General features: G+C 51.0%; 24 protein-coding genes and 1 tRNA gene. 6 read left to right on the top strand and 19 right to left on the bottom strand.

The window, feature by feature from the left end:
• The coding region (locus RSX24_RS20740; RefSeq protein WP_343261784.1) for an NAD(P)-binding domain-containing protein at positions 1-128 on the bottom strand (128 nt) is incomplete at its 3' end.
• Positions 129-331: 203 nt separating this feature from the next.
• The gene (locus tag RSX24_RS20745) at positions 332-931 is read right to left on the bottom strand and encodes a YkzI domain-containing protein (protein ID WP_236416508.1); all 600 of its coding nucleotides are present in this window, start codon (positions 929-931) and stop codon (positions 332-334) included.
• Positions 932-1,144: 213 nt separating this feature from the next.
• Between RSX24_RS20745 and RSX24_RS20750 the strand changes: the two genes are divergently transcribed.
• Positions 1,145-1,768, top strand: coding sequence for a YktB family protein (locus tag RSX24_RS20750; protein WP_339273509.1), 624 nt, complete (start codon positions 1,145-1,147; stop codon positions 1,766-1,768).
• Between the two features lie 93 nt (positions 1,769-1,861).
• On the opposite strand, the gene RSX24_RS20755 is transcribed toward RSX24_RS20750, so the two are convergent.
• On the bottom strand, positions 1,862-3,160 hold the full coding sequence (locus tag RSX24_RS20755) for an MFS transporter (RefSeq protein ID WP_343261690.1): 1,299 nt from the start codon (positions 3,158-3,160) through the stop codon (positions 1,862-1,864).
• 201 nt (positions 3,161-3,361) lie between these two features.
• Here RSX24_RS20755 and RSX24_RS20760 point away from each other — a divergent pair, with 201 nt between their 5' ends.
• Positions 3,362-4,837 carry an aminotransferase class I/II-fold pyridoxal phosphate-dependent enzyme gene (locus tag RSX24_RS20760; protein ID WP_236416734.1) on the top strand — a complete coding sequence of 492 codons (1,476 nt, stop codon included), beginning with the start codon at positions 3,362-3,364 and terminating at the stop codon, positions 4,835-4,837.
• 136 nt (positions 4,838-4,973) lie between these two features.
• Here RSX24_RS20760 and RSX24_RS20765 read toward each other — a convergent pair whose 3' ends face one another.
• The 8 genes from RSX24_RS20765 to RSX24_RS20800 all read right to left on the bottom strand — a co-directional run bounded on the left by RSX24_RS20765 (position 4,974) and on the right by RSX24_RS20800 (position 9,390).
• Positions 4,974-5,291: a DUF1292 domain-containing protein gene (locus RSX24_RS20765; protein ID WP_236416523.1), complete on the bottom strand. Its 318-nt coding sequence runs from the start codon at positions 5,289-5,291 to the stop codon at positions 4,974-4,976.
• Positions 5,292-5,388: 97 nt separating this feature from the next.
• On the bottom strand, positions 5,389-5,943 hold the full coding sequence (locus tag RSX24_RS20770) for a stalk domain-containing protein (protein WP_236416524.1): 555 nt from the start codon (positions 5,941-5,943) through the stop codon (positions 5,389-5,391).
• 212 nt (positions 5,944-6,155) lie between these two features.
• On the bottom strand, positions 6,156-6,896 hold the full coding sequence (locus tag RSX24_RS20775; protein WP_343261691.1) for an SDR family oxidoreductase: 741 nt from the start codon (positions 6,894-6,896) through the stop codon (positions 6,156-6,158).
• A 4-nt stretch (positions 6,897-6,900) separates the two neighbouring features.
• Positions 6,901-7,515 (bottom strand): TetR/AcrR family transcriptional regulator, encoded by a 615-nt coding sequence (locus RSX24_RS20780; RefSeq protein WP_343261692.1) that lies wholly within the window; start codon positions 7,513-7,515, stop codon positions 6,901-6,903.
• Positions 7,516-7,853: 338 nt separating this feature from the next.
• Complete coding sequence (locus RSX24_RS20785; RefSeq protein WP_343261693.1) at positions 7,854-8,054, bottom strand: hypothetical protein; 201 nt, start codon at positions 8,052-8,054, stop codon at positions 7,854-7,856.
• 218 nt (positions 8,055-8,272) lie between these two features.
• Positions 8,273-8,452, bottom strand: coding sequence for a hypothetical protein (locus RSX24_RS20790; RefSeq protein WP_236416528.1), 180 nt, complete (start codon positions 8,450-8,452; stop codon positions 8,273-8,275).
• 82 nt (positions 8,453-8,534) lie between these two features.
• Positions 8,535-9,092 (bottom strand): YdhK family protein, encoded by a 558-nt coding sequence (locus RSX24_RS20795; protein WP_343261694.1) that lies wholly within the window; start codon positions 9,090-9,092, stop codon positions 8,535-8,537.
• Positions 9,093-9,317: 225 nt separating this feature from the next.
• Positions 9,318-9,390: transfer RNA gene (locus tag RSX24_RS20800), tRNA-Val, on the bottom strand.
• A 149-nt stretch (positions 9,391-9,539) separates the two neighbouring features.
• Between RSX24_RS20800 and RSX24_RS20805 the strand changes: the two genes are divergently transcribed.
• The 3 genes from RSX24_RS20805 (at position 9,540) to RSX24_RS20815 (ending at position 10,870) form a co-directional block, all read left to right on the top strand.
• Entirely contained in the window at positions 9,540-9,791 is a 252-nt protein-coding gene (locus RSX24_RS20805; RefSeq protein WP_343261695.1) for a hypothetical protein, read from the top strand.
• Between the two features lie 253 nt (positions 9,792-10,044).
• Positions 10,045-10,488: a GNAT family N-acetyltransferase gene (locus RSX24_RS20810; RefSeq protein ID WP_339273666.1), complete on the top strand. Its 444-nt coding sequence runs from the start codon at positions 10,045-10,047 to the stop codon at positions 10,486-10,488.
• 145 nt (positions 10,489-10,633) lie between these two features.
• Positions 10,634-10,870: a DUF3892 domain-containing protein gene (locus RSX24_RS20815; protein ID WP_339273668.1), complete on the top strand. Its 237-nt coding sequence runs from the start codon at positions 10,634-10,636 to the stop codon at positions 10,868-10,870.
• A gap of 90 nt (positions 10,871-10,960) precedes the next feature.
• Here RSX24_RS20815 and RSX24_RS20820 read toward each other — a convergent pair whose 3' ends face one another.
• The 4 genes from RSX24_RS20820 to RSX24_RS20835 form a co-directional block, all read right to left on the bottom strand.
• The gene (locus RSX24_RS20820; protein ID WP_236416543.1) at positions 10,961-11,245 is read right to left on the bottom strand and encodes a LexA family transcriptional regulator; all 285 of its coding nucleotides are present in this window, start codon (positions 11,243-11,245) and stop codon (positions 10,961-10,963) included.
• On the bottom strand, positions 11,239-11,451 hold the full coding sequence (locus RSX24_RS20825; protein WP_236416545.1) for a hypothetical protein: 213 nt from the start codon (positions 11,449-11,451) through the stop codon (positions 11,239-11,241). Before RSX24_RS20825 ends, RSX24_RS20820 begins: the two co-directional genes overlap by 7 nt.
• A 150-nt stretch (positions 11,452-11,601) precedes the next feature.
• Positions 11,602-11,919 (bottom strand): DUF3889 domain-containing protein, encoded by a 318-nt coding sequence (locus RSX24_RS20830; RefSeq protein WP_339273670.1) that lies wholly within the window; start codon positions 11,917-11,919, stop codon positions 11,602-11,604.
• Between the two features lie 50 nt (positions 11,920-11,969).
• Positions 11,970-12,275, bottom strand: coding sequence for a hypothetical protein (locus RSX24_RS20835; protein ID WP_343261696.1), 306 nt, complete (start codon positions 12,273-12,275; stop codon positions 11,970-11,972).
• Positions 12,276-12,504: 229 nt separating this feature from the next.
• Between RSX24_RS20835 and RSX24_RS20840 the strand changes: the two genes are divergently transcribed.
• A complete protein-coding gene (locus tag RSX24_RS20840; RefSeq protein ID WP_339273674.1) occupies positions 12,505-13,407 on the top strand; it encodes a manganese catalase family protein in 903 nt (300 codons plus the stop codon).
• 284 nt (positions 13,408-13,691) lie between these two features.
• On the opposite strand, the gene RSX24_RS20845 is transcribed toward RSX24_RS20840, so the two are convergent.
• The 4 genes from RSX24_RS20845 to RSX24_RS20860 form a co-directional block, all read right to left on the bottom strand.
• Positions 13,692-15,407, bottom strand: a complete 1,716-nt coding sequence (locus RSX24_RS20845; protein ID WP_236416552.1) for an ABC transporter ATP-binding protein — start codon at positions 15,405-15,407, stop codon at positions 13,692-13,694.
• A gap of 163 nt (positions 15,408-15,570) precedes the next feature.
• Entirely contained in the window at positions 15,571-16,602 is a 1,032-nt protein-coding gene (locus tag RSX24_RS20850) for a FecCD family ABC transporter permease (protein WP_236416735.1), read from the bottom strand.
• A 3-nt stretch (positions 16,603-16,605) separates the two neighbouring features.
• Positions 16,606-17,664, bottom strand: coding sequence for a FecCD family ABC transporter permease (locus RSX24_RS20855; protein WP_343261697.1), 1,059 nt, complete (start codon positions 17,662-17,664; stop codon positions 16,606-16,608).
• A 297-nt stretch (positions 17,665-17,961) separates the two neighbouring features.
• On the bottom strand, positions 17,962-18,699 hold the full coding sequence (locus tag RSX24_RS20860; RefSeq protein WP_236416555.1) for a glycerophosphodiester phosphodiesterase: 738 nt from the start codon (positions 18,697-18,699) through the stop codon (positions 17,962-17,964).
• Between the last annotated feature and the right edge of the window lie 9 nt (positions 18,700-18,708).

The raw sequence follows: 18,708 nt of genomic DNA on the forward strand, positions 1-18,708 counted from the left end.
AAGAGGTCATGCGTTTTCTCCGGGGAACGGTTGAATACCGACACCGTAAAGCCTCTGCTTTCAATGTTAAGGGCCAAATTTTTTCCCATGACTGCAAGTCCGATTACGCCGATCTGTTGTTTAGCCATCTGGTCCTCCATCCTTTAGTCCACTGTATTTTTGGGTTTGGAGTTGTCTCCCGACAACACTCTCATTTTAACGGTTTTATGCATGGAAGTGAACCCTGTCCCCCTTGCCGACAAGGCGAAAACACCTCAATCCGTTGAGGTGTTCATCGTATAGTCATAAATCGAAACCTCCCGCCACTCTCATACATCCAATAATTGTATATTTAACCTTCCATCATCAGCAATTGTCTGGAAAGACGTTCCAGCGTTTCCCGACAAGCAGCCGCTTTGTCTGCATTGCCTGTCAGCAGGGCGGCGTGCAGCCGCTCCAGTTCATCGTCAACCTCCATACGCAGCAGCATTAACCGCTCTTCGCCTTCATGAGAGAGAAACATTTCCTCCATATCCTCCGCCGTCGGGGCGGGTCCCTTTTGGAAAATGACGCGCTGCTTGAAGCCGGTCACCTCGACAAGCCGGATCACTTCGCCAAACAAAATGTTTTCCACGGTCATTTGATGGTCCTTGAACCGTTTCACCACGGCATGCCCGCGCGTGTCGCCAATCAGCTTCTCCAGCCACTCGGCCAGCTTGGCGTCCTTGATGATGTAATCGCCCGTCATTTTGTAATTGCCGCTGCGCGTATGTTGAAAACGGAGCTTCACGAGCTTGCGCCCTGTGCGGACAGAGAGAATGATGAAGGATTCGTCCTCGCTCCAATATAGTGAATACCCTTCTCGGATCAGGTCTTTGATCAAGTTCTGGATATGCCGACGGTTGAACCGCAGCTCCACATTGCAATATTCAACTTCGTAACTTTTGTTCACGGCATTCCCCTCCATCTATATCGGTTTGTTCCGGCCGTTTCCGCATCCCTTCTTCAAGTTGGCTTACCCTATTTTATACTTCATTTTATGTAAGGGTACTTGGTTAGTTGACTATTTTTCGCCCAATCGGCCCGAATGGAGTGGATCCATTGGACGAGCCGGGGCAATCCCCCGGATTTCATGATATAATGGACGCGAAACGGAGGTAATCAGATGACTTTTTCGGGGTTTAACGATAACGATTTTGATGTTTTCCAGATACCTGGACTGGAACCGCGTATGGAAATGCTGATCGAGCGGGTACGGCCGAAGCTGGAAACGATCGGAGCAGAGCTTGCGCCGTACCTGACGGAATTGTGCGGGGAGGAAATGTTCGTGCATGTGGCCAAACACGCGCGCAGAACCGTCAATCCGCCTATAGATACATGGGTGGCCTGGGCTTCCTCCAAACGTGGATATAAAGCATTGCCACACTTTGAAGTGGGTTTGTTTGGCACGCATCTGTTCGTCATTTTCGCCATCATCTACGAGAGTCCGAACAAAGCGGCATTTGCCGAAGGGCTGGAGCGCCAGTTGCGGGAAGTACGCCGGTTCATGCCGCAGGGTTACTATTGGTCCATGGACCATATGTCGCCCACAGGTACCCTTCAGCAAAATATGCAGGATGAGGATTACGATAAAATCATCACCAAGCTGAAGACGGTGAAAAAAGCCGAGGTGATGTGCGGCCTGCGTATTGAGCGCGATGATCCGCTGGCGGCAGACGGCGAAAAGCTGCTTGAAACCGTGCGTCAAACGTTCAAAACGTTGCTGCCTTTGTATAAAATGTCATTTTAGCCGGCTGTCGGACATGCCGGCTTATAATCAAAAAAGCTTCCGAGCCTTTACCTGGCCGGAAGCTTTTTTGATTTATCCAGTTTGTCCCCTGCCTTATTTGGCCGGCACGGTTCGATACGGCTTCCGCGAAAGCACAAAATGCACCGCCGCCAATGAAGCCATCACCACCGCGCTGGCGATAAACGGAGCCGGGTGACCGACGTGGTCCCAGAGCAAGCCGGATACGATGGGGCCTACCACCATGCCCGACCCTTGAAGGGTAAGAAAGAAACCCCAGATGGCCCCTCGCTCTCCCTTGGGAATCAGCGTCGCCACAAAGGTGTTCCAGGCCGGCAAAATCATGGCATAGCTAACGCCAACCAGCATGACGATGCCGAATACAACCGGAATCGAAGTGATGGAGGCAAATGCCAGCAAACTGGCTGCAGCGAGCAAAAAGCCCATGTTCAGAAACAGGGATGTACCGAACCTGTCCACCATTTTGCCGACGGGCAGCAGGGCCAGCACCGTAATCCCTCCGCCCGCCACCAGCAGCAGGCTGTACAGATTCGGCGAAATATGCAAGTCCGTACGCGTATACAGCGTAATGACCGGGCTGAGCAATCCAATGACGAAGGATTGCATGAACAAGGCCGGATAGACGAGCGGATTTACGTTTAAAGTGTCACGCACCCTCTGCAATGTTTGCTGCACACTTTTCTTGAGCCGAAACAGCGGTGTGAACAGATGAGGTTTCGCCGGCACGTTTTTCTGTCTCCCTTTGTTCGCAGCCTCTGAATGCTCTCCCTCCACGACTACATGTCCTGGCAAGATCATGGCGACAAGAATGACCAAGACGGCACAGCCCAACAGCACGAGAAAAATGGTGCGGTAATCGTGATGCGTCCGCTCAAGCAACCAATTCATGCCAACAGGGCCGAGCCCCGTGCCGCCAAGCGCAGCCATCTCCAGCGCGCCCATCGCAGTCCCGTTTTTGTTCTGGGGGCCGGACATTGCCGTTACTCCTGTCATGGCGCACGGCCATAACGGAGACGTGCCGATGCCGAGAATCAGGCAGGCCATCGACAAGCCGAATGAGCTTTTGAAAAAAATAATCATGATGAGCGCAAGGAGAGTGCACACTAATGCCGTCACCATCGTTAGGCGAAAACCGATTCGCTCGGCAGCCCATCCTGACGGGGCACGAAACAAATTATCTCCCAAATATTGCAAAGCAAAGGCTACGCCGATAATCCCGGCGGACAATCCAAGGACGCTCCCCATGTATACGGGAAGGACGGCGACGAGCAGCGCCCCTTTAATGACCTCGACCAAAAACAAGGTCAGCCACATGGCGATAAAAAAAGGCGTGCGCAAAATGTTGGTCGGTTTGGTTGCTGGTTGTGGTTGCATGTTTTTCCCCTTTCAGCGTTCATTCGTTGGCTTATGGACCCGCCTCAGGCGAACAAATTCGCCCAAATCCTTGTAATTTGAAATTTTGTCATAAGGATTGCTTGCATTCGGTCCCACATTTGCTATACTCATTTTTGTTTGATATAAAGTTTCCTCATGAAACTGAACCCATTTTAATGAAGAAAGGTTGTGACAGCACTGATGGATCACCGCCGTACGCCGCTGTTTACCGCTTTAACCAATCACGCGGCACTCAATCCGGTGCAATTTCATATTCCGGGACATAAAAAAGGATTGGGAACGGATACCGAGTTTCGTGAATTTATCGGCGATAATGCCCTGTCCATCGATTTGATCAATATCGCTCCATTGGATGATCTCCATCAGCCTACAGGCGTCATTCAGGAAGCGCAGATGCTGGCCGCGGATGCCTTCGGAGCCGATTATACCTATTTCAGCGTACAGGGCACAAGCAGTGCCATCATGACCATGATTTTGTCAGTATGCGAACCGGGCGATAAAATTATTGTACCCCGTAACGTGCATAAATCGGTCATGTCAGCCATTATTTTCTCGGGAGCCAAACCGGTATTCGTCTCTCCCGCACAAGACGCAAATCTGGGCATCGACCACGGAGTAACCGTTCGTTCGGTCAGGCGTGCGCTTGAGCGTCATCCAGACGCCAAGGCATTGCTTGTCATTAATCCGACGTATTTCGGCGTATGTACAGATCTGAAGGAGATCGTGGAGCTGGCGCACAGCTACCAGGTTCCTGTGCTTGTCGACGAGGCGCATGGCGTGCTGATTCATTTTCACGAGGACCTGCCGCTTTCTGCGATGGCTGCCGGAGCCGATATGTCCGCAACGAGCGTTCACAAGCTGGGCGGTTCCATGACACAGAGCTCTGTATTGAACCTGAACACCAAAAACGGGTTCGTGAACCCGCAGCGTGTACAGACGATCCTCAGTATGCTGACTTCAACCTCAACATCATATATTTTGCTGGCTTCATTGGACACGTCCAGACGCAATCTGGCACTGAATGGCCACGCTATGGCACAGAAAGCCATCGATCTGGCTGAATTCGCCAGAAGAGCCATCAACGACATCGACGGATTGCACTGTTTCGGCACAGAATTGCTTGGAACGGAAGCAACCTTCAACATGGACCCGACCAAGCTTACGATCCATGTTCGTCATCTGGGCATTACCGGTTATGAGACCGAAAATTGGCTGCGTGAGCATTACAATATCGAAGTCGAGCTTAGCGACATGTACAATATTTTGTGTCTCATCACTCCGGGTGATACGGACGAATCGGTCGACATTTTGCTGAACGCGCTGCAGGATCTGTCCCGTACGTATTACCAGGTCAACCCGGCGCATGAACTGGTCGTCAAAGTACCTGACATCCCGCAATTGATGCTCACTCCGCGTGATGCCTTCTACGGCGACACGGAAGTTATTCCGTTCAAGGAGTCTGCGGGACGCATTATAGCGGAATTTATTTATGTGTATCCTCCGGGCATTCCGATTCTGTTGCCGGGCGAGGTCATCACGCAGGAAAATATCGACTACATTGTCGATCACGTCGAAGTGGGCCTGCCCGTAAAAGGACCTGAGGACCGCAGCGTTACGAATGTTAAGGTGATCGTGGAAGCCGACGCGATTTTCTAATCGATTCTCATGCTTCTCTCACGACAAGACTGCTCAAGACCAGGCCATCAGGCCTGGTCTTTTTCATCTCGCACTTTTGCGCAACACAAAAGGCCCCTTGCAAAAGGGGCCTGTCTGTTCGTCGTTGGAGCCTGACTTATTCCTGTCCTGCAACGAGTTCGTTATAAGCCGCTTCAACACGGCTCCACTCTGCTTCGTCTTCGATATTGTAGAGTACCATTTCCTCGTTTTCTTCTTCCATGCGGAAAATGATACCGTCAGCTTCAGGATTGTTACGTTCCAGCAGGAGCGCATAAACATGGTCTTCCACGTCAAACGTCTCCACCAAAACCATCTCCACGTCGTTTCCGTTCTCGTCTGTCAGCGTCAGAAGAACTTCTTCATGCTCGTGGTCGTGGTCATGATCGTGACCGCAGCCGCAGGCATCGCCGTGTTCATGTGTGTGATCGCTCATTGATATACCTCGCTTCATCGATTGAAATTGTGTAACCTTGCATATCGTAACATGTTCATAGTGCCAGGTCAATTTCGACCGCGGGCGTGATTCGGGTTTATTCGTTTAGTGCGGTAATGACTTTCTCGGCGACCTGCACGTAATTGCTGTTTGCATTTTCCTTAATATGAAAACCGATTGAATATTTGCCTGCGCGGCTGAAATCATACGTGAAATCATACGTGCGGAACCAGAAGTTATCTTTCTGGGTTGTCAGCTCCTGGGACTGAATATCCTTCACCTGCCCGCTCGGGTTCGTAATCGTCAACTTCACGGCAGCCACGTCGGTCGTCAGACTGTCGACTTGTGAGAACACGTTGAACTTCAGCTTGCCCACGTTCACGTTGCCAAATACAGTGTCTCCTTTGAACAGAAAAATATGTACATTGGGCTTAATCACCGTCACCCGCTTGCTACTGTTGTCCCATTTGGCGATGCCGCCCGCTTCCCTCACAGGAACATAGGTGGTTCCATCAATCAAATAACCGCCGTCAGCCGCTTCCTTGCCATTGATGAGTACCCGAATCTTCTCGTTCACGGAATCTGCAAACAGTAGAGATCCGCCAAGCAAGGAAAATATGCTGACACAGAGCAAGACCCTCTTCCACTTCATGCGCCAATTTCCCTCCCCTGCTGCTGCTGTTGTACATTTATACTGCAGATTCGCTCACAAAGTTGCGCCGTTTTTCATTATTTTTCATTTTTTATCCAACATTTTTTCCACTCCATGGATTGAAAAAAAGAGATTTCCTGTGTGTCAGGAAACCTCCATGATCTCGTTGTTGCCAACCCCTTCTCAGCCGAAGCAAATTCACATGCCCATGCTCAAATGAAGCCGCCATTGGCACGGAGCGTTTGCCCGGTAACCCACCGGGATTCAGGCCCGACTAGGAAAGAAACGACGTCGGCAATGTCTTCCGGTTCCCCCAGCCGCCCAAACGCATTCAATTTGCGCATGCCTTCTATCTGCTGCTCCGTTTTTCCCTCAGTAAACAATTCAGTAAGGACCGGACCCGGCGCCACCGCGTTAATCGTGATTTGCCTGGACCCGAATTCCTTCGCCAATTGGCGCGTGAATTGCTCCACGGCTCCTTTCGTGCCAGCATACACGCTGTAAGCCGGAAACATTTGCCCCACTACCGAGGTGGAGAAATTGACGATGCTTCCGCCTTCCGTCATATGTTTCATCGCCTGCTGGCATGCAAAAAACGTCCCCTTCACATTGATCGCAAACTGTTGGTCAAACTCCTGCTCCGTGACATCGGCAAGCGGCGTTGTTTTCATGATGCCTGCATTGTTAACCAGAATGTCCACTTTGCCTAACTGGGCAATCGCCTCTTCAAACAGCCGTTCAACCTCCTCCTTGCGTGCAAGGTTAGCTTGGACAACGGCTGCGCGTACGCCTTTTTGCCGAATGGCCTGTGCCGCCGCCTCAGCCTGGACAACATTGCTTGTATAGTTGATTACGATGTCCGCGCCCTGGTCTGCCAGTTTCTCCGCAATGGCGCGTCCGATGCCGCGTGATGAGCCTGTTACGATCGCTACTTTGCCGCTTAAATGGTTCATAAGTCTACTTCCTCTCCGCTTGTAATTGGATAAGCCCTTTCTCTACCAAGTTCCATACCTGGCCGAATTCCGCTTCGATGGCAGCCTGTTTCCATTCGTAGGCATGTGCCGGGTGATGAAAACGGGCAGTGGATTGCAACACGGCGGCCGCGATATTCCCCGAATCGGCAGCGTCAAAAAGGTGGTTCTTTTCAAGAATTTCCCGGATCTGCGCGATCATGTTCCGCACATGGGCTTGGATAATGTCAGCCGATTGTTCCGTAACTTTGGCGTACAAATCAAACAACTCGGCATCCGTCTCGGCATAATGACGCTTCCGCTGCACCAAGGTTTGAATATAGGCATGAACGTGACGGATACCTTGGCCCGAAAGCTCCCGGTCGTTAACGATCTCATCCAACCGGGCAATGATCTCCTCTTCAAGCCATTTCTCGGTGACGGCCTCAAACAGTTCTTGTTTGCTCGCGTAATGCCTGTATATGGTACCGTGGCTTACGCCAAGACGTTTGGCGACATCCGTCACTGAGGATTTGGCCGCTCCGTAGCGCCTTACCGTATCCTGCGTAGCCTCCATAATCTGCTCTTTGGTCAAAAATTCAGTTGCTTTCTGTTTGGTCATTTGTTTGCAAGATGGCCCCAGCCTTCTTCGCTCACCTCCGTTGCAGATAGAATACCACAGCGAATGACGAATGACAAATTTTATTTTTTGTCACCATCAATCATCAATGATCTCGAAGTTGCACGAAAATGGCAAAGACAGCGCTCTGATCCAAGCATAGGACACAATTTCGATTCAGTTGGAACGGGAATATCCATGCTGAACCCGAGCTGATCGCGAGCCCATAGGCTAAAACGCATACAAAAAGGATCAACCGGAAATTTCCCGACTGATCCATATCATCGTTTCACATCCATTCGGCGCATATTGAACGTATGCTGCGCGTAGATAAATAAGCGTTATGAGGAGATATGACGAGTCAGGATGCAGGGCACGCCTTTGCCAACCGCTCCACCCAGTCTCATTCTGGCAGCATACTCCGTCCCTCGGGCACAAGGGGTTTTACATCGTTCGCATACATCCGAAGTGACCAACTTCATCGATACGCGAACCTTGTCACTCTTTGCTGCCGAAGCCTTTTTGCCTTTTGCTTTTGCCATTCCGATTCCCCCGCTTCCCATATTGCTTGTTGAAGTACAGCATTATATGGAAATTCGCCTAGAGGTGTGCATGCATCAAATGTGATGGCGAGCAGGGCGTCGGTATACGAGTCGATCACAACGCTTAGTATGAGGATTGAACCATGGTTCGACGTTCAGGCGCAAAAAAAGCCTCTGTCCAGAGGCTTCGCAGCAAATGCAGTTTAGTTGTTTAGTGCTTAGAACACATATATAAACAACAGGAAAATGCCCACAAAAATCCCGGCAACAATCAGCCAGTTACTGATTTCTGTCCAAATGCTGGTGCCTCCGGCTAGCAACTTTTGCTCATTCTCCTCGTGACGCTGCTGGTGCGTGTAACTTTCGGAGCCATGGGGTGGCTTACTGAAGTCCATCATATCCATTCTCCTCCTGTTTACTAAGTCGTTTTTGAATCTCTACTAAACACCAGATCACTTCAAATTTGGAATAATTCGAAACTCAATCAACAGCCAGCTCTTGTTCGGTCACCCATTTATGGTTGCGAACCATCTCTCCATCTGTTGTCGACTTGTAATCAACCATATAAACGGTCGTTGGTTCGGCGGTCTCGACCGTCGCTGCGGCCCCCTTCATTCCTGGCATATGGTCGGCTTGGAGAATGACCTCGTCGCCAGGCTTATACGGCTGATCGGCAGAGTCCTTTATTTCTTCGTGTATAACCCATTTATGGTTTTCTACGGGATGGCCACCCGTTGTCGGTTTATACGTAACAGCGTAAGCAGTGGTTTCATATGCACCGACAATCGTAGCTTTAGCCCCCTTCATACCGGGCATGTGATCTGCATTCATCGTTGCCTTGCTCCCGATCGGAAAGGTCGGATGGCTTTTCTCCTTCAGATTCGCGGGCAGCTCGCCCGAGCCGGAATGATGCATCTCCTCCATGTTTCCTTCATGGTTCGAACTGCTAACTGGCTGCGGTTCGTTTTTTCCGCATCCGCTGAACACAATCGTGCTGAGAAGCAATATAGCAAGTCCGATGCTGGCCGTCTTTTTCATGAGTAATCTCCTTTAATGAATAGAGTTGGAATCACTTTTCATAATATACCCATATAGGGTATATTTCAATCATCAAAAAGTCAGCCAAGCGGAGGAAAACGTCGACATGGGGTTTCGGAGCTTTCGTTCGAACTTGTTGATTCGTCCCCCAACTTCATTTATTCATAGCTTATTATCTGGATCGGCAAAAGAAAAGAAGCCTTGCTGCGCAAGGCTTCTTGTGTATGATCTGTAGTGGGCTCGAACCACTGACCCCTACCCTGTCAAGATAGTGCTCTCCCAGCTGAGCTAACAGATCAGATCAAATATTAAATGTTGTATCGATCAAGTATCAGTATCATACCAAGTAAACGCGTACACTGTCAATCCTTTTTTTTAACGTTATATTTTCGCTGATTTTGAGCACACTATGGTAAGATTACCAATTAAGTAATGGAGGTCCAACCTTTGAATAATATGCCGGAATCCAAAACCACTTCCCATCCGATCATTGCCCGTTTGTGCTTCGGTTCAATCTCCCTGCTGATGTGCATTGTTATTACGGGCTGCAGTCTGGAGAAGGATGAACGCACGGTGCAAATCCAGCAGCTGATGCAGCCCAACGAAACGAACGATCTACCTGTGTGGCGGGACGTTTATTCCAAATCCGTTCAGCATGACGTTTACTCCCCGCAAGGACATGTCGAATCTCTGCCTTGAACAGGCAATAATCATGAACGATTCGGAAGGCTTCACTCCTCCTCATCCCATTTTCGAGAATAGGCCTTCTTGGTAACAAAGTACATAAGAACCATCATTCCAAGCGACATCAAAATGGCAATGACCACAACTCCCGCCATACCCCGCCCTCACCACTTTCCCATATATTCCCTCAACTATACAGCATCCGCCGTTTTTTGTATAATTTCAGTCGGATATGTTATGCCAGAATTGAAAGAAAGAAGGAATGGAATTGGCAGCGGAGATTAGCTATGCACAGACAGAGGAACAACTTCAACAAGCGTTGGACATTCGCCATGATGTATTTGTGGTAGAACAACAGGTCCCGGCTGAAATCGAGATCGACGATTATGACGTCATTAGCGCCGACGTGCATCACGCATTGCTTCATGTGGACGGACAAGCCGTTGCGACGGGCCGTTTGGTCTATTATGCTGACGATACGGCCAAAATGCAGCGCATCGCCGTGCTTAAATCCCATCGCTCGTTCGGCTACGGCCGTGTGCTTCTGCTGGCCATGGAAGAGCGGGCGCGTGAGCTGGGCCTTGCTTATTCCGTGCTGGATGCCCAGTGCCAAGCACAAGCTTTTTACGAAAAACTGGGATATGAAGTAATCTCCGCGGAGCCTTTTTACGATGCAGGCATTTTGCACGTGCGGATGAGAAAAAGCCTGTAACAACTTGCTTGCTCCCGCCAGAGGTGCACCATTGCTCCCCATGCAAGCAGATCGCCAATCGCTCTCTTTACGCATATTATTCATGCAATGGGGCCAACCTACCTAAGGAAGTATTCCATTCGCAGCAGACAAGGAGAGTGTACAGATGGATGCAACGAATCGTGAAACGTTCGTGGCCGTGCAGAAAAACGGCGATGGCGACCTGACCGCTTTCCAGACTTCCACCGGGCGCGTGCTGGATTATCAACAAGCATTGGCTGAGGTGAAGTCCGGTGCCATTGCGGGCGTGAACGTCTTTAAAGGCAGGGATGGAGAAATGTACATCCGCGGCGACGCCGATGGCGATCCAACCAACAACCTGGATCAACTTCCCCCATTCTAAAGCCCGGATGCAGTCATGCATTCCACTGGCAAGCACCCTTCCATCCTCTTGGATATTGGATCGGTGCTTGTTTTCTTATGGATAGGACGTTCAGTATTCCATAAAATACTTGACCGCAAGGTCGCCGGCAGGCTCGCTCTTACGTACAGGCTGCGGCGGCTGCTCCCATGCTTGCAATATGCGAATGCCCTCCAACGAGGATTTATCCTCCCACAAAATATGCTGCCTGCGTTCAAGCTCCAGCAAGGACTCGCGAATCAACGCCTTGCTTCTGCCCGTTTTGTTCTCCAGTTCATCCATCCTTGGCATACGGCGCCGCTGTCCAGCGTAATTCACGATAATACGCAATATTTTTCGTTCAAAATCATTCAGCATACTCCCGCCTCCTTGTCCTTACCGGAAATAGGACGCCATGCCAATATGCCTTGCTCCAGAAACGTCCGCGGCGAACCGTCGGCCCCGGAAGATGCTCGGATTTTCCCGCTCTTGACGCTATTGATCCGGATCTCGCGCTGCGTGATGCGTCCTGCCCGATCCATGTAAACGAGTTCGATCATCTGACCGACATATTTGTCAATCATGCCATTCCCTCCAATAAGAACATTTGTTTGCTTTTATTATATGCGAACATAGGTTCTTTATTCAACCTCCAAAAAAAGGATGCTCACGCCATATAAAAAAGCCGGAACCCCCGTCTTAGGGTAACCGGCTTCCATCCCGCCTGTTTCACACTATTGATTTTCAACCGTAAACTCCACGTTTTTCAACATTTGCGTATCCGGATTGAAATTGACGCGTACATTTACGGCAAATTCCTTTCCGTTTTTGTCTTTCACCCACAGCTTGAACTGTTCCTGGGACAAACCGCCCGCAAGCGGCGAACGGCCGATATGTTTGTAATCCAAAATGTCGACATCATATTTGGCCTGCGTCTCTTTGACTGCAATCAATCCCCATTTCGCATAATCGGGAATCGGAGAAGCCGATCCTGTCCCACCGCTAGTCGCGCCAAGCAATACTGCAATAAGAGTAATAAAGAGTGTCCTCATTATTTTCCCTCCATAACCGCATTTCTATTAGCGTGCCCAAGCTGTTTAATTCATAGCCACATACGAACCAAGAACACCATCGGATGCGTGAATGCCCTGACCATACTTACTGCTCCACCCAATGAAACAAGCTCGTCTCCAAAACTTATTCCCCAATCCACCGACATGGCGGACGGGGATGTTCCCGTATCTTGGGTCAGCCCGTATTTTTCGGCAAGCCGATCTGCCGTCTCCTGGTCAACACCGCCTTGTTCAAACGCAAACGTCACCTCTGTGCTCGAAATCTCAGCCCCCAAAAGGATCACAAGTACCGTCCAAAGGATCATGGCAGCTCGCCATAATTTATGTTTTCTCACTGAAATCCCCCTCATCCCTATCCATTCAATCCTTTAAAGCCAATAAGGCATTTCATCTCATTGTATCGAAAATTCAACCGGCTTGGAAATAACAAACATAGGTTCTTCAGGACTGCGACTCCCGACTCAATCCTCCAATAAATGGTTTATTCCCATCATTTCAAGTGTAATAGCCCTTGTCGGAACGATCCTTCATTTCGCAAAATGATGATGAGGAGGCTATCTCGGTATGTTCAAACGTATGGATGAAATCGCCATTGAAATTCCTGACGTCCACAAGCCCGACCCGAACGCCGCAGCAGCCGTGCAAGAGCTGCTGGGAGGTAAGTTCGGCGAAATGTCCACCTTGAACAATTACCTTTACCAATCTTTTAATTTCCGCGCAAAAGACAAACTCAAACCCTTTTATGATTTGGTGATGAGCATTACGGCCGAGGAGCTTGGCCATGTTGAACTGGTCTCGCATGGCATCAACAAAATCCTGCGCGGCTCCACCGAACACAAAACCCCGGATCAAACGCCGTTGGACCCGGTTAAAGACGCAAGGCTTTCCTATCATTACCTCGCCGGCGCACAAGGAGCCATGCCCGTAGATTCAATGGGCCATCCGTGGACCGGAGCAAACGTATTCAACAGCGGCAATCTGGTGGAAGACCTGCTGCACAACTTTTTTCTCGAATGCGGGGCGCGAACCCACAAAATGAAAGTTTATGAAATGACCGACCATCCCGCGGCACGGGAAGTGGTCGGCTACCTGCTGGTCCGCGGCGGCGTTCATGTCGTGGCATATGCCAAAGCTTTGGAAGTGGCAACAGGAGTCAACGTGACCAAACTGGTGCCGATCCCTTCCTTAAACAACAAAGCTTTCACCGAAGCCCGAAAATTCGAGGACAAAGGCGTCCATCGCAAGCTGTACACATGGAGCGAACAGGATTTCAATACCCTTGGACAGATTTGGAAGGGTACGCATCCCGAGGACGATCAGCCGTTGGAGGTCATTCAAGGCGCACCCGAAGGTGTGCCCATCAAGGAATATCCCGCAGCCGAAGAGGAATTCGCGCCAGGCATCTCCGAGGAAGATTTCAAAGAAATCGCACGCCGGTTGAAAATCGCCGGGAATATCCACGGGTAGATCATGATTTTCCCGAAATCATTCGAAACGGCATGCCTGCAATCCAAAACAAACGGGTGCGGTGAATGGATTTTCGATGATCCAATCACCGGGGAGGGCCTGCCGTTGTCATGCCCAGACTCATAAAACATCCGCTTTCGCGGGAAGTATGGGCCGGCCTCCCCCAACATGGCCTAAACGCTAAGAACGCCTTCACGGTTCTTCCCGAACCGGCTGAAGGCGTTTTGTGGTGTATTGGTTTGAAAACATAGGATGAAACACAGGACGACTCTAGAGCAAAGGGCTTACGCGCCAAATTGCGCATAATGCAAGCGGCTGTATACGCCTCCTGCGGCAAGCAGTTCATCGTGACGGCCCTGCTCGGTAATGCCTTGTTCGGCAACGACGATAATGCGGTCCGCATTTTTGATCGTAGCAAGCCTATGGGCAATGACCAGCGTGGTGCGTCCCTCGGACAGCTCGGAAAGCGACTGCTGAATGGCGGCTTCCGTCTCGGTATCGAGCGCGGATGTCGCTTCATCCAGAATGAGGATCGGCGGATTTTTCAGGAACATCCGGGCAATCGACAGTCGCTGCTTCTGTCCCCCTGACAGCTTCACGCCGCGTTCGCCAATCAATGTATCCAGCCCTTCGGGCATGGAGCTGATCAATGCTTCCATTTGGGCACGGCGTGCCGCATCCCAAATTTCTTCCTCCGTGGCGTCCAGTTTGCCGTAGGCTATGTTTTCACGGATCGTGCCGTCAAAGAGGAACACATCCTGCTGCACGATCCCGATATGGCTGCGCAACGATTCGAGCTTCATTTGCCGGATATCGTGTCCATCGATCGTAATACGGCCGCCTAACACGTCGTAGAAACGCGGCAGCAGACTGCACATCGTGGTTTTGCCTGCTCCCGAAGGGCCGACGAGGGCTACCGTCTCTCCGGCTTGAATGCGGAGATCGATGCCTTTCAACACAGGCTCCTGATCGGAATAACCGAAGGTGACATTTTCATAACGGATATCTCCTTGTAAATGCGGCACGCTGGACGCGCCCGGTTGGTCCTGAACGTCAGGCTCCGTGTCCAGCAGCTCCATGTAACGCCGGAACCCAGCGATTCCTTTCGGGTACGTCTCAATGACGGAGTTGATCTTCTGGATCGGTGTCAGGAACACGTTGGACAACATGATAAACGCGATGAATTCGCCATAACTCATGCTGTCGTTCAATACAAACCATGTACCGCATACAAGCACGAACAGCGATACCAGCTTCATCAACACATAGCTGATGGAGGAGTTCCAGGCCATGATTTTGTAAGCGAGCAGTTTCGTTTGGCGGAAGCGGCCGTTATTCACGGCGAATTGCGCCATTTCATGCTCTTCGTTGGCAAACGCTTGAACGACGCGAATTCCCGTAACGTTGTTCTCTACACGCGCATTGAAATCCGCAATGTCCCCGAACATCCGGCGAAACGCCTTCGACATTTTGCTTCCGAAATACATGGATAAATAAATGATGAGCGGAATGATGATAAACGTCAGCACGGCAAGCTTCGCATTGATGCTGAACATGATGCCGAACGCTCCTACCAGAGTCATGATCGCGATGAATACGTCCTCAGGACCGTGATGGGCGATCTCTCCGATATCCATCAAATCGTTGGTCATGCGGGATACGAGGTGACCTGTTTTGGTATTGTCGAAAAACCGGAAGGACAGCTTTTGTACATGGTTGAACAACGCTTTGCGCATGTCGGTCTCGATGTTGATGCCGAGCTTGTGCCCCCAATACGTCACCACATAGTTCATGAAGGCGCTCAGCAGATAGACGGCCAGCAAGCCTAAGCATGCCCAAAGAATCCAGTCCCAGCGCCCGCCGGGCAGCAGCTCGTCGACCACTTTGTTCACGGCTAGCGGAAACGCCAGCTCAAGGGCAGCAACGAGAATGGCGCAGGTAAAATCCAGTATAAACAGCTTTTTATAGGGCCTGTAATAGGCAAAGAAACGGCGTAGCATGGACGAAGGTCCTCCTTATCGCTACCACATCGCAAGGGCAATGGATGAATTTTTTATCCGTTCGGAAAGAGTGCACTTTCAGAGCGTGATCTTCCTGATCATTGTAAGAAAAGCTTCTGCTATGTGCAGTTTGTTTTCTTGAAATGCGCGTCAGTAGACGCTCCTATCTCGTTCTGCTGAGCAGATACAGGAAATACGGCGCACCCAGAATAGCCACCAGGATACCCGCCGGAATTTCGGACGTCTCCAGCATGACGCGTCCCAGCGTGTCAGCCACCAAGACGAGCAATGAGCCGATCAGTGCCGAGGCAGGCAGCAAAAACTGGTGTTTGGGACCGACGAGACGACGAGCCAGATGCGGTCCGATCAAACCGACGAAGCCGATCCCGCCGCTGACGGATACGCACGAACCGGCAAGACCGACTGCGGCAGCAAGCAGAACCAGCCGTTCTCGTTCGACGGGTGCGCCCAAACCGGTCGCGGTCTGATCGCCAAGATTCAGGACATTCAACACCCGCGCCTTATACAGTACGACAGGCACAAGAATGAGAATAAACGGCAGCAGCGCCGTGACGAACTTCCAGTTGGAGCCCCAAATGCTGCCGGCCATCCATGTAGCCACAAATTGGTATTTCTCCGGGCTCAAACGAAGTGTAAGCACGATCATTGCCGCGCTGATCCCTGCAGCAACACCAATCCCGGTCAACAGCATGCGGGTCGGCACGATGCCCTCTCCTTTTTTGTAGGAAAGCACGTAAATCAGGAATGCAGAGAAAGCGGAGCCGATTAAGGCAAGAACCGGCAGCAGGAAAATAGGAGCAGCCGTCGTTGTCGGGAAAAAGGAAACAAATAACATGACGACCAGGCCGGCCCCGGCGTTAATGCCAAGAATCCCCGGGTCTGCCAGCGCATTGCGGGACACCCCCTGCAAAATGGCACCGGACAACGCAAGCCCGGCACCCACCAGCACAGCAATGACGATTCGCGGCAAGCGGAATTCGAACAAAATCAATTCTTGTTTATCCGTACCGCCGCCGAACAAGGTTTGCAGCACTTCAAACGGCGTTAACCGGATATGCCCTGTGTTCATGCTGATTATGAACGAAGCAACAATCAAAGCAGCAAGCACAATGATGACGATCGTATTCTTGGTTTTCTTTCTGCGCTCTGCACCTACCCTGGTTGAGGAAGTCATCATTTACAGAGACCTCCTTTCATTGCGTGCCAGATACAGGAAGAACGGAACTCCGATCAAGGCAATAAGCGCACCGATCGGTGTCTCGTGAGGCGGGTTGATCATGCGGGCAGCCAGATCGGCGAACACAAGCAGCAAGCTGCCCAACACGGCCGAACAAGGGATAATCCAGCGATAATCGACCCCGACCAGCTTTCGCGTGAGATGCGGAATGATCAAGCCTACGAAACCGACGGCACCCACGACGGATACGGCTGTGCCAGCGAGAATGAGCACGATGATCAAGCCGATCAATTTGACCAAACCGGTACGCTGACCAAGTCCGACCGCGATGTCTTCCCCCAGGCTAAGCAGCGTAATGGACCGGGAAATGAGGAATGAACCAATAAGGGCAGCCACTACCCAAGGCAGCATGACCTGCAAATGGGACCACTTTGTTCCGGCCACGCCGCCCGCTGTCCAGAAGGCCAAGTCTTGCCCGATTTTGAAATACAACGCAATGCCTTCGCTCAGCGCGGACAGCATGGCGGCTACCGCCGCCCCTGCCAGAACGAGGCGAATCGGCGTAAGTCCTGATTTTGAAGCAGCACCGAAACCATACACCAGCAGAACGCCCAACCCCGCACCAATGAACGAATACATGATGATGTACATGTAAGACAGTCCCGGAAAAAAAGCAAAACAAATCGCCAGCGCGAAACCTGCGCCGGCGTTCAGGCCGAGCAAGCCCGAATCCGCGAGCGGGTTGCGGGTCATGCCCTGCATGATGGCGCCGGCTACGGCGAAGCAGGCTCCAACCATGGCACCCCCGAGAATGCGTGGAAATCGAATTTCCCATATGATCTGATGCGGTGTCAGGTCGGGATTGAAATGAAAGATGGCCTGCCACACCATGCCGAGTTTGATATCGGCTGCACCGAACGAAATGGATAACGCCATGCCGAATACAAGCAGCAGGATGCCCCCTGTCAGTATAAGCGTGGCCGTCCACGGGCGAGTGTGTATTTTTGCCGTCGGTGAATCCTTTGTGCCGCGACTTTCGACTGAAGCTTTTGTACTCATGCTCGTCCACCCTTGTTATGAGCGAAGCTTGCAGACCTTATGTACATAACAATCACCTCTCTACATATGCCGAACTTTTAATGATATTGATATTGATTCTCATTCCCATACATCATTGTATGTCAACGATGCCACTCTGGCAATGGATAAATCGGACAAGTTTGATGTATAAATGAGTATTGCGTACAAAAAAAAGAAGCCGCTTCCGGCTTATTGTTTCCAAACCATGAGCAAACACATGTAAAAGCACGGAACAATTCCAGTTCCGTGCTTCTCTTATGCATCATAGTTTCCAAATTATTGTGTAGGCGCATATGTTCCCATCAGCGCAGCCATGACGTCCGGCACATCCGTAATGATGGCCTGTACACCCATATCCATCATGGCCCGGATTTCGGCCGGGTCATTTACGGTGAATGGATGAACCGTAATTCCGTGCGCCAGAGCCGCAGCCACCTCTTCCCGCGTTACGGCCCATTTGTACGGATGGAGGGCCGAAGCTTCCAGCTTGGCCGCGTAATCGTACGGACGGTACAATTTTTCCATGTAAAGCAAGGCCGTACGAATCTCCGGCGCAAGACGCTTGCATTTGACCAAGGAAGCATGATTGAAACTGGAGATAATGACCTGTTCTTCCAATCCCCATTCCCTGACGGCATGCACAACCTTTTCCTCCATGCCCCGGTAACCGACAATACCGTTTTTCAGCTCCAGGTTGAGCAACGTATTTTTTCCCCGAATCAGGTCGAGCAACTCTTCAATCGAAGGAATCCGCTCCCCTGCAAACTGCTCATCAAACCAGGAGCCCGCATCAAGCGAACGCAAATGCTCATATGCAGCGTCCTTCACCCAGCCCTCTGCCCCGGCCGTCCGATTTAACGTCTCATCATGAATGAGCACCAGCCTGCCGTCGCTTGACATCTGAACATCTGTCTCGATGCCTGTCGCTCCAAGTTGCAGTGCCCGGTCAAACGCCACCATCGTATTTTCGGGACATACAGCAGATGCTCCCCTATGCGCAATAATCTCGACCATTTCGCAATC

This window comes from Paenibacillus hubeiensis, assembly GCF_032334105.1.
GTDB classification, from domain to species: Bacteria; Bacillota; Bacilli; order Paenibacillales; family Paenibacillaceae; genus Paenibacillus; species Paenibacillus hubeiensis.

Bases quoted from the DNA above. Each gene is read 5' to 3' on its own strand.
- RSX24_RS20750 (WP_339273509.1), top strand. From the start codon at position 1,145: ATGACTTTTTCGGGGTTTAACGATAACGATTTTGATGTTTTCCAGATA.
- RSX24_RS20755 (WP_343261690.1), bottom strand. From the start codon at position 3,160: ATGCAACCACAACCAGCAACCAAACCGACCAACATTTTGCGCACGCCT.
- RSX24_RS20760 (WP_236416734.1), top strand. From the start codon at position 3,362: ATGGATCACCGCCGTACGCCGCTGTTTACCGCTTTAACCAATCACGCG.
- RSX24_RS20765 (WP_236416523.1), bottom strand. From the start codon at position 5,291: ATGAGCGATCACACACATGAACACGGCGATGCCTGCGGCTGCGGTCAC.
- RSX24_RS20770 (WP_236416524.1), bottom strand. From the start codon at position 5,943: ATGAAGTGGAAGAGGGTCTTGCTCTGTGTCAGCATATTTTCCTTGCTT.
- RSX24_RS20775 (WP_343261691.1), bottom strand. From the start codon at position 6,896: ATGAACCATTTAAGCGGCAAAGTAGCGATCGTAACAGGCTCATCACGC.
- RSX24_RS20780 (WP_343261692.1), bottom strand. From the start codon at position 7,515: ATGACCAAACAGAAAGCAACTGAATTTTTGACCAAAGAGCAGATTATG.
- RSX24_RS20785 (WP_343261693.1), bottom strand. From the start codon at position 8,054: ATGGCAAAAGCAAAAGGCAAAAAGGCTTCGGCAGCAAAGAGTGACAAG.
- RSX24_RS20790 (WP_236416528.1), bottom strand. From the start codon at position 8,452: ATGATGGACTTCAGTAAGCCACCCCATGGCTCCGAAAGTTACACGCAC.
- RSX24_RS20795 (WP_343261694.1), bottom strand. From the start codon at position 9,092: ATGAAAAAGACGGCCAGCATCGGACTTGCTATATTGCTTCTCAGCACG.
- RSX24_RS20815 (WP_339273668.1), top strand. From the start codon at position 10,634: ATGGATGCAACGAATCGTGAAACGTTCGTGGCCGTGCAGAAAAACGGC.
- RSX24_RS20820 (WP_236416543.1), bottom strand. From the start codon at position 11,245: ATGCTGAATGATTTTGAACGAAAAATATTGCGTATTATCGTGAATTAC.
- RSX24_RS20825 (WP_236416545.1), bottom strand. From the start codon at position 11,451: ATGATTGACAAATATGTCGGTCAGATGATCGAACTCGTTTACATGGAT.
- RSX24_RS20830 (WP_339273670.1), bottom strand. From the start codon at position 11,919: ATGAGGACACTCTTTATTACTCTTATTGCAGTATTGCTTGGCGCGACT.
- RSX24_RS20840 (WP_339273674.1), top strand. From the start codon at position 12,505: ATGTTCAAACGTATGGATGAAATCGCCATTGAAATTCCTGACGTCCAC.
- RSX24_RS20845 (WP_236416552.1), bottom strand. From the start codon at position 15,407: ATGCTACGCCGTTTCTTTGCCTATTACAGGCCCTATAAAAAGCTGTTT.
- RSX24_RS20850 (WP_236416735.1), bottom strand. From the start codon at position 16,602: ATGACTTCCTCAACCAGGGTAGGTGCAGAGCGCAGAAAGAAAACCAAG.
- RSX24_RS20855 (WP_343261697.1), bottom strand. From the start codon at position 17,664: ATGAGTACAAAAGCTTCAGTCGAAAGTCGCGGCACAAAGGATTCACCG.
- RSX24_RS20860 (WP_236416555.1), bottom strand. From the start codon at position 18,699: ATGGTCGAGATTATTGCGCATAGGGGAGCATCTGCTGTATGTCCCGAA.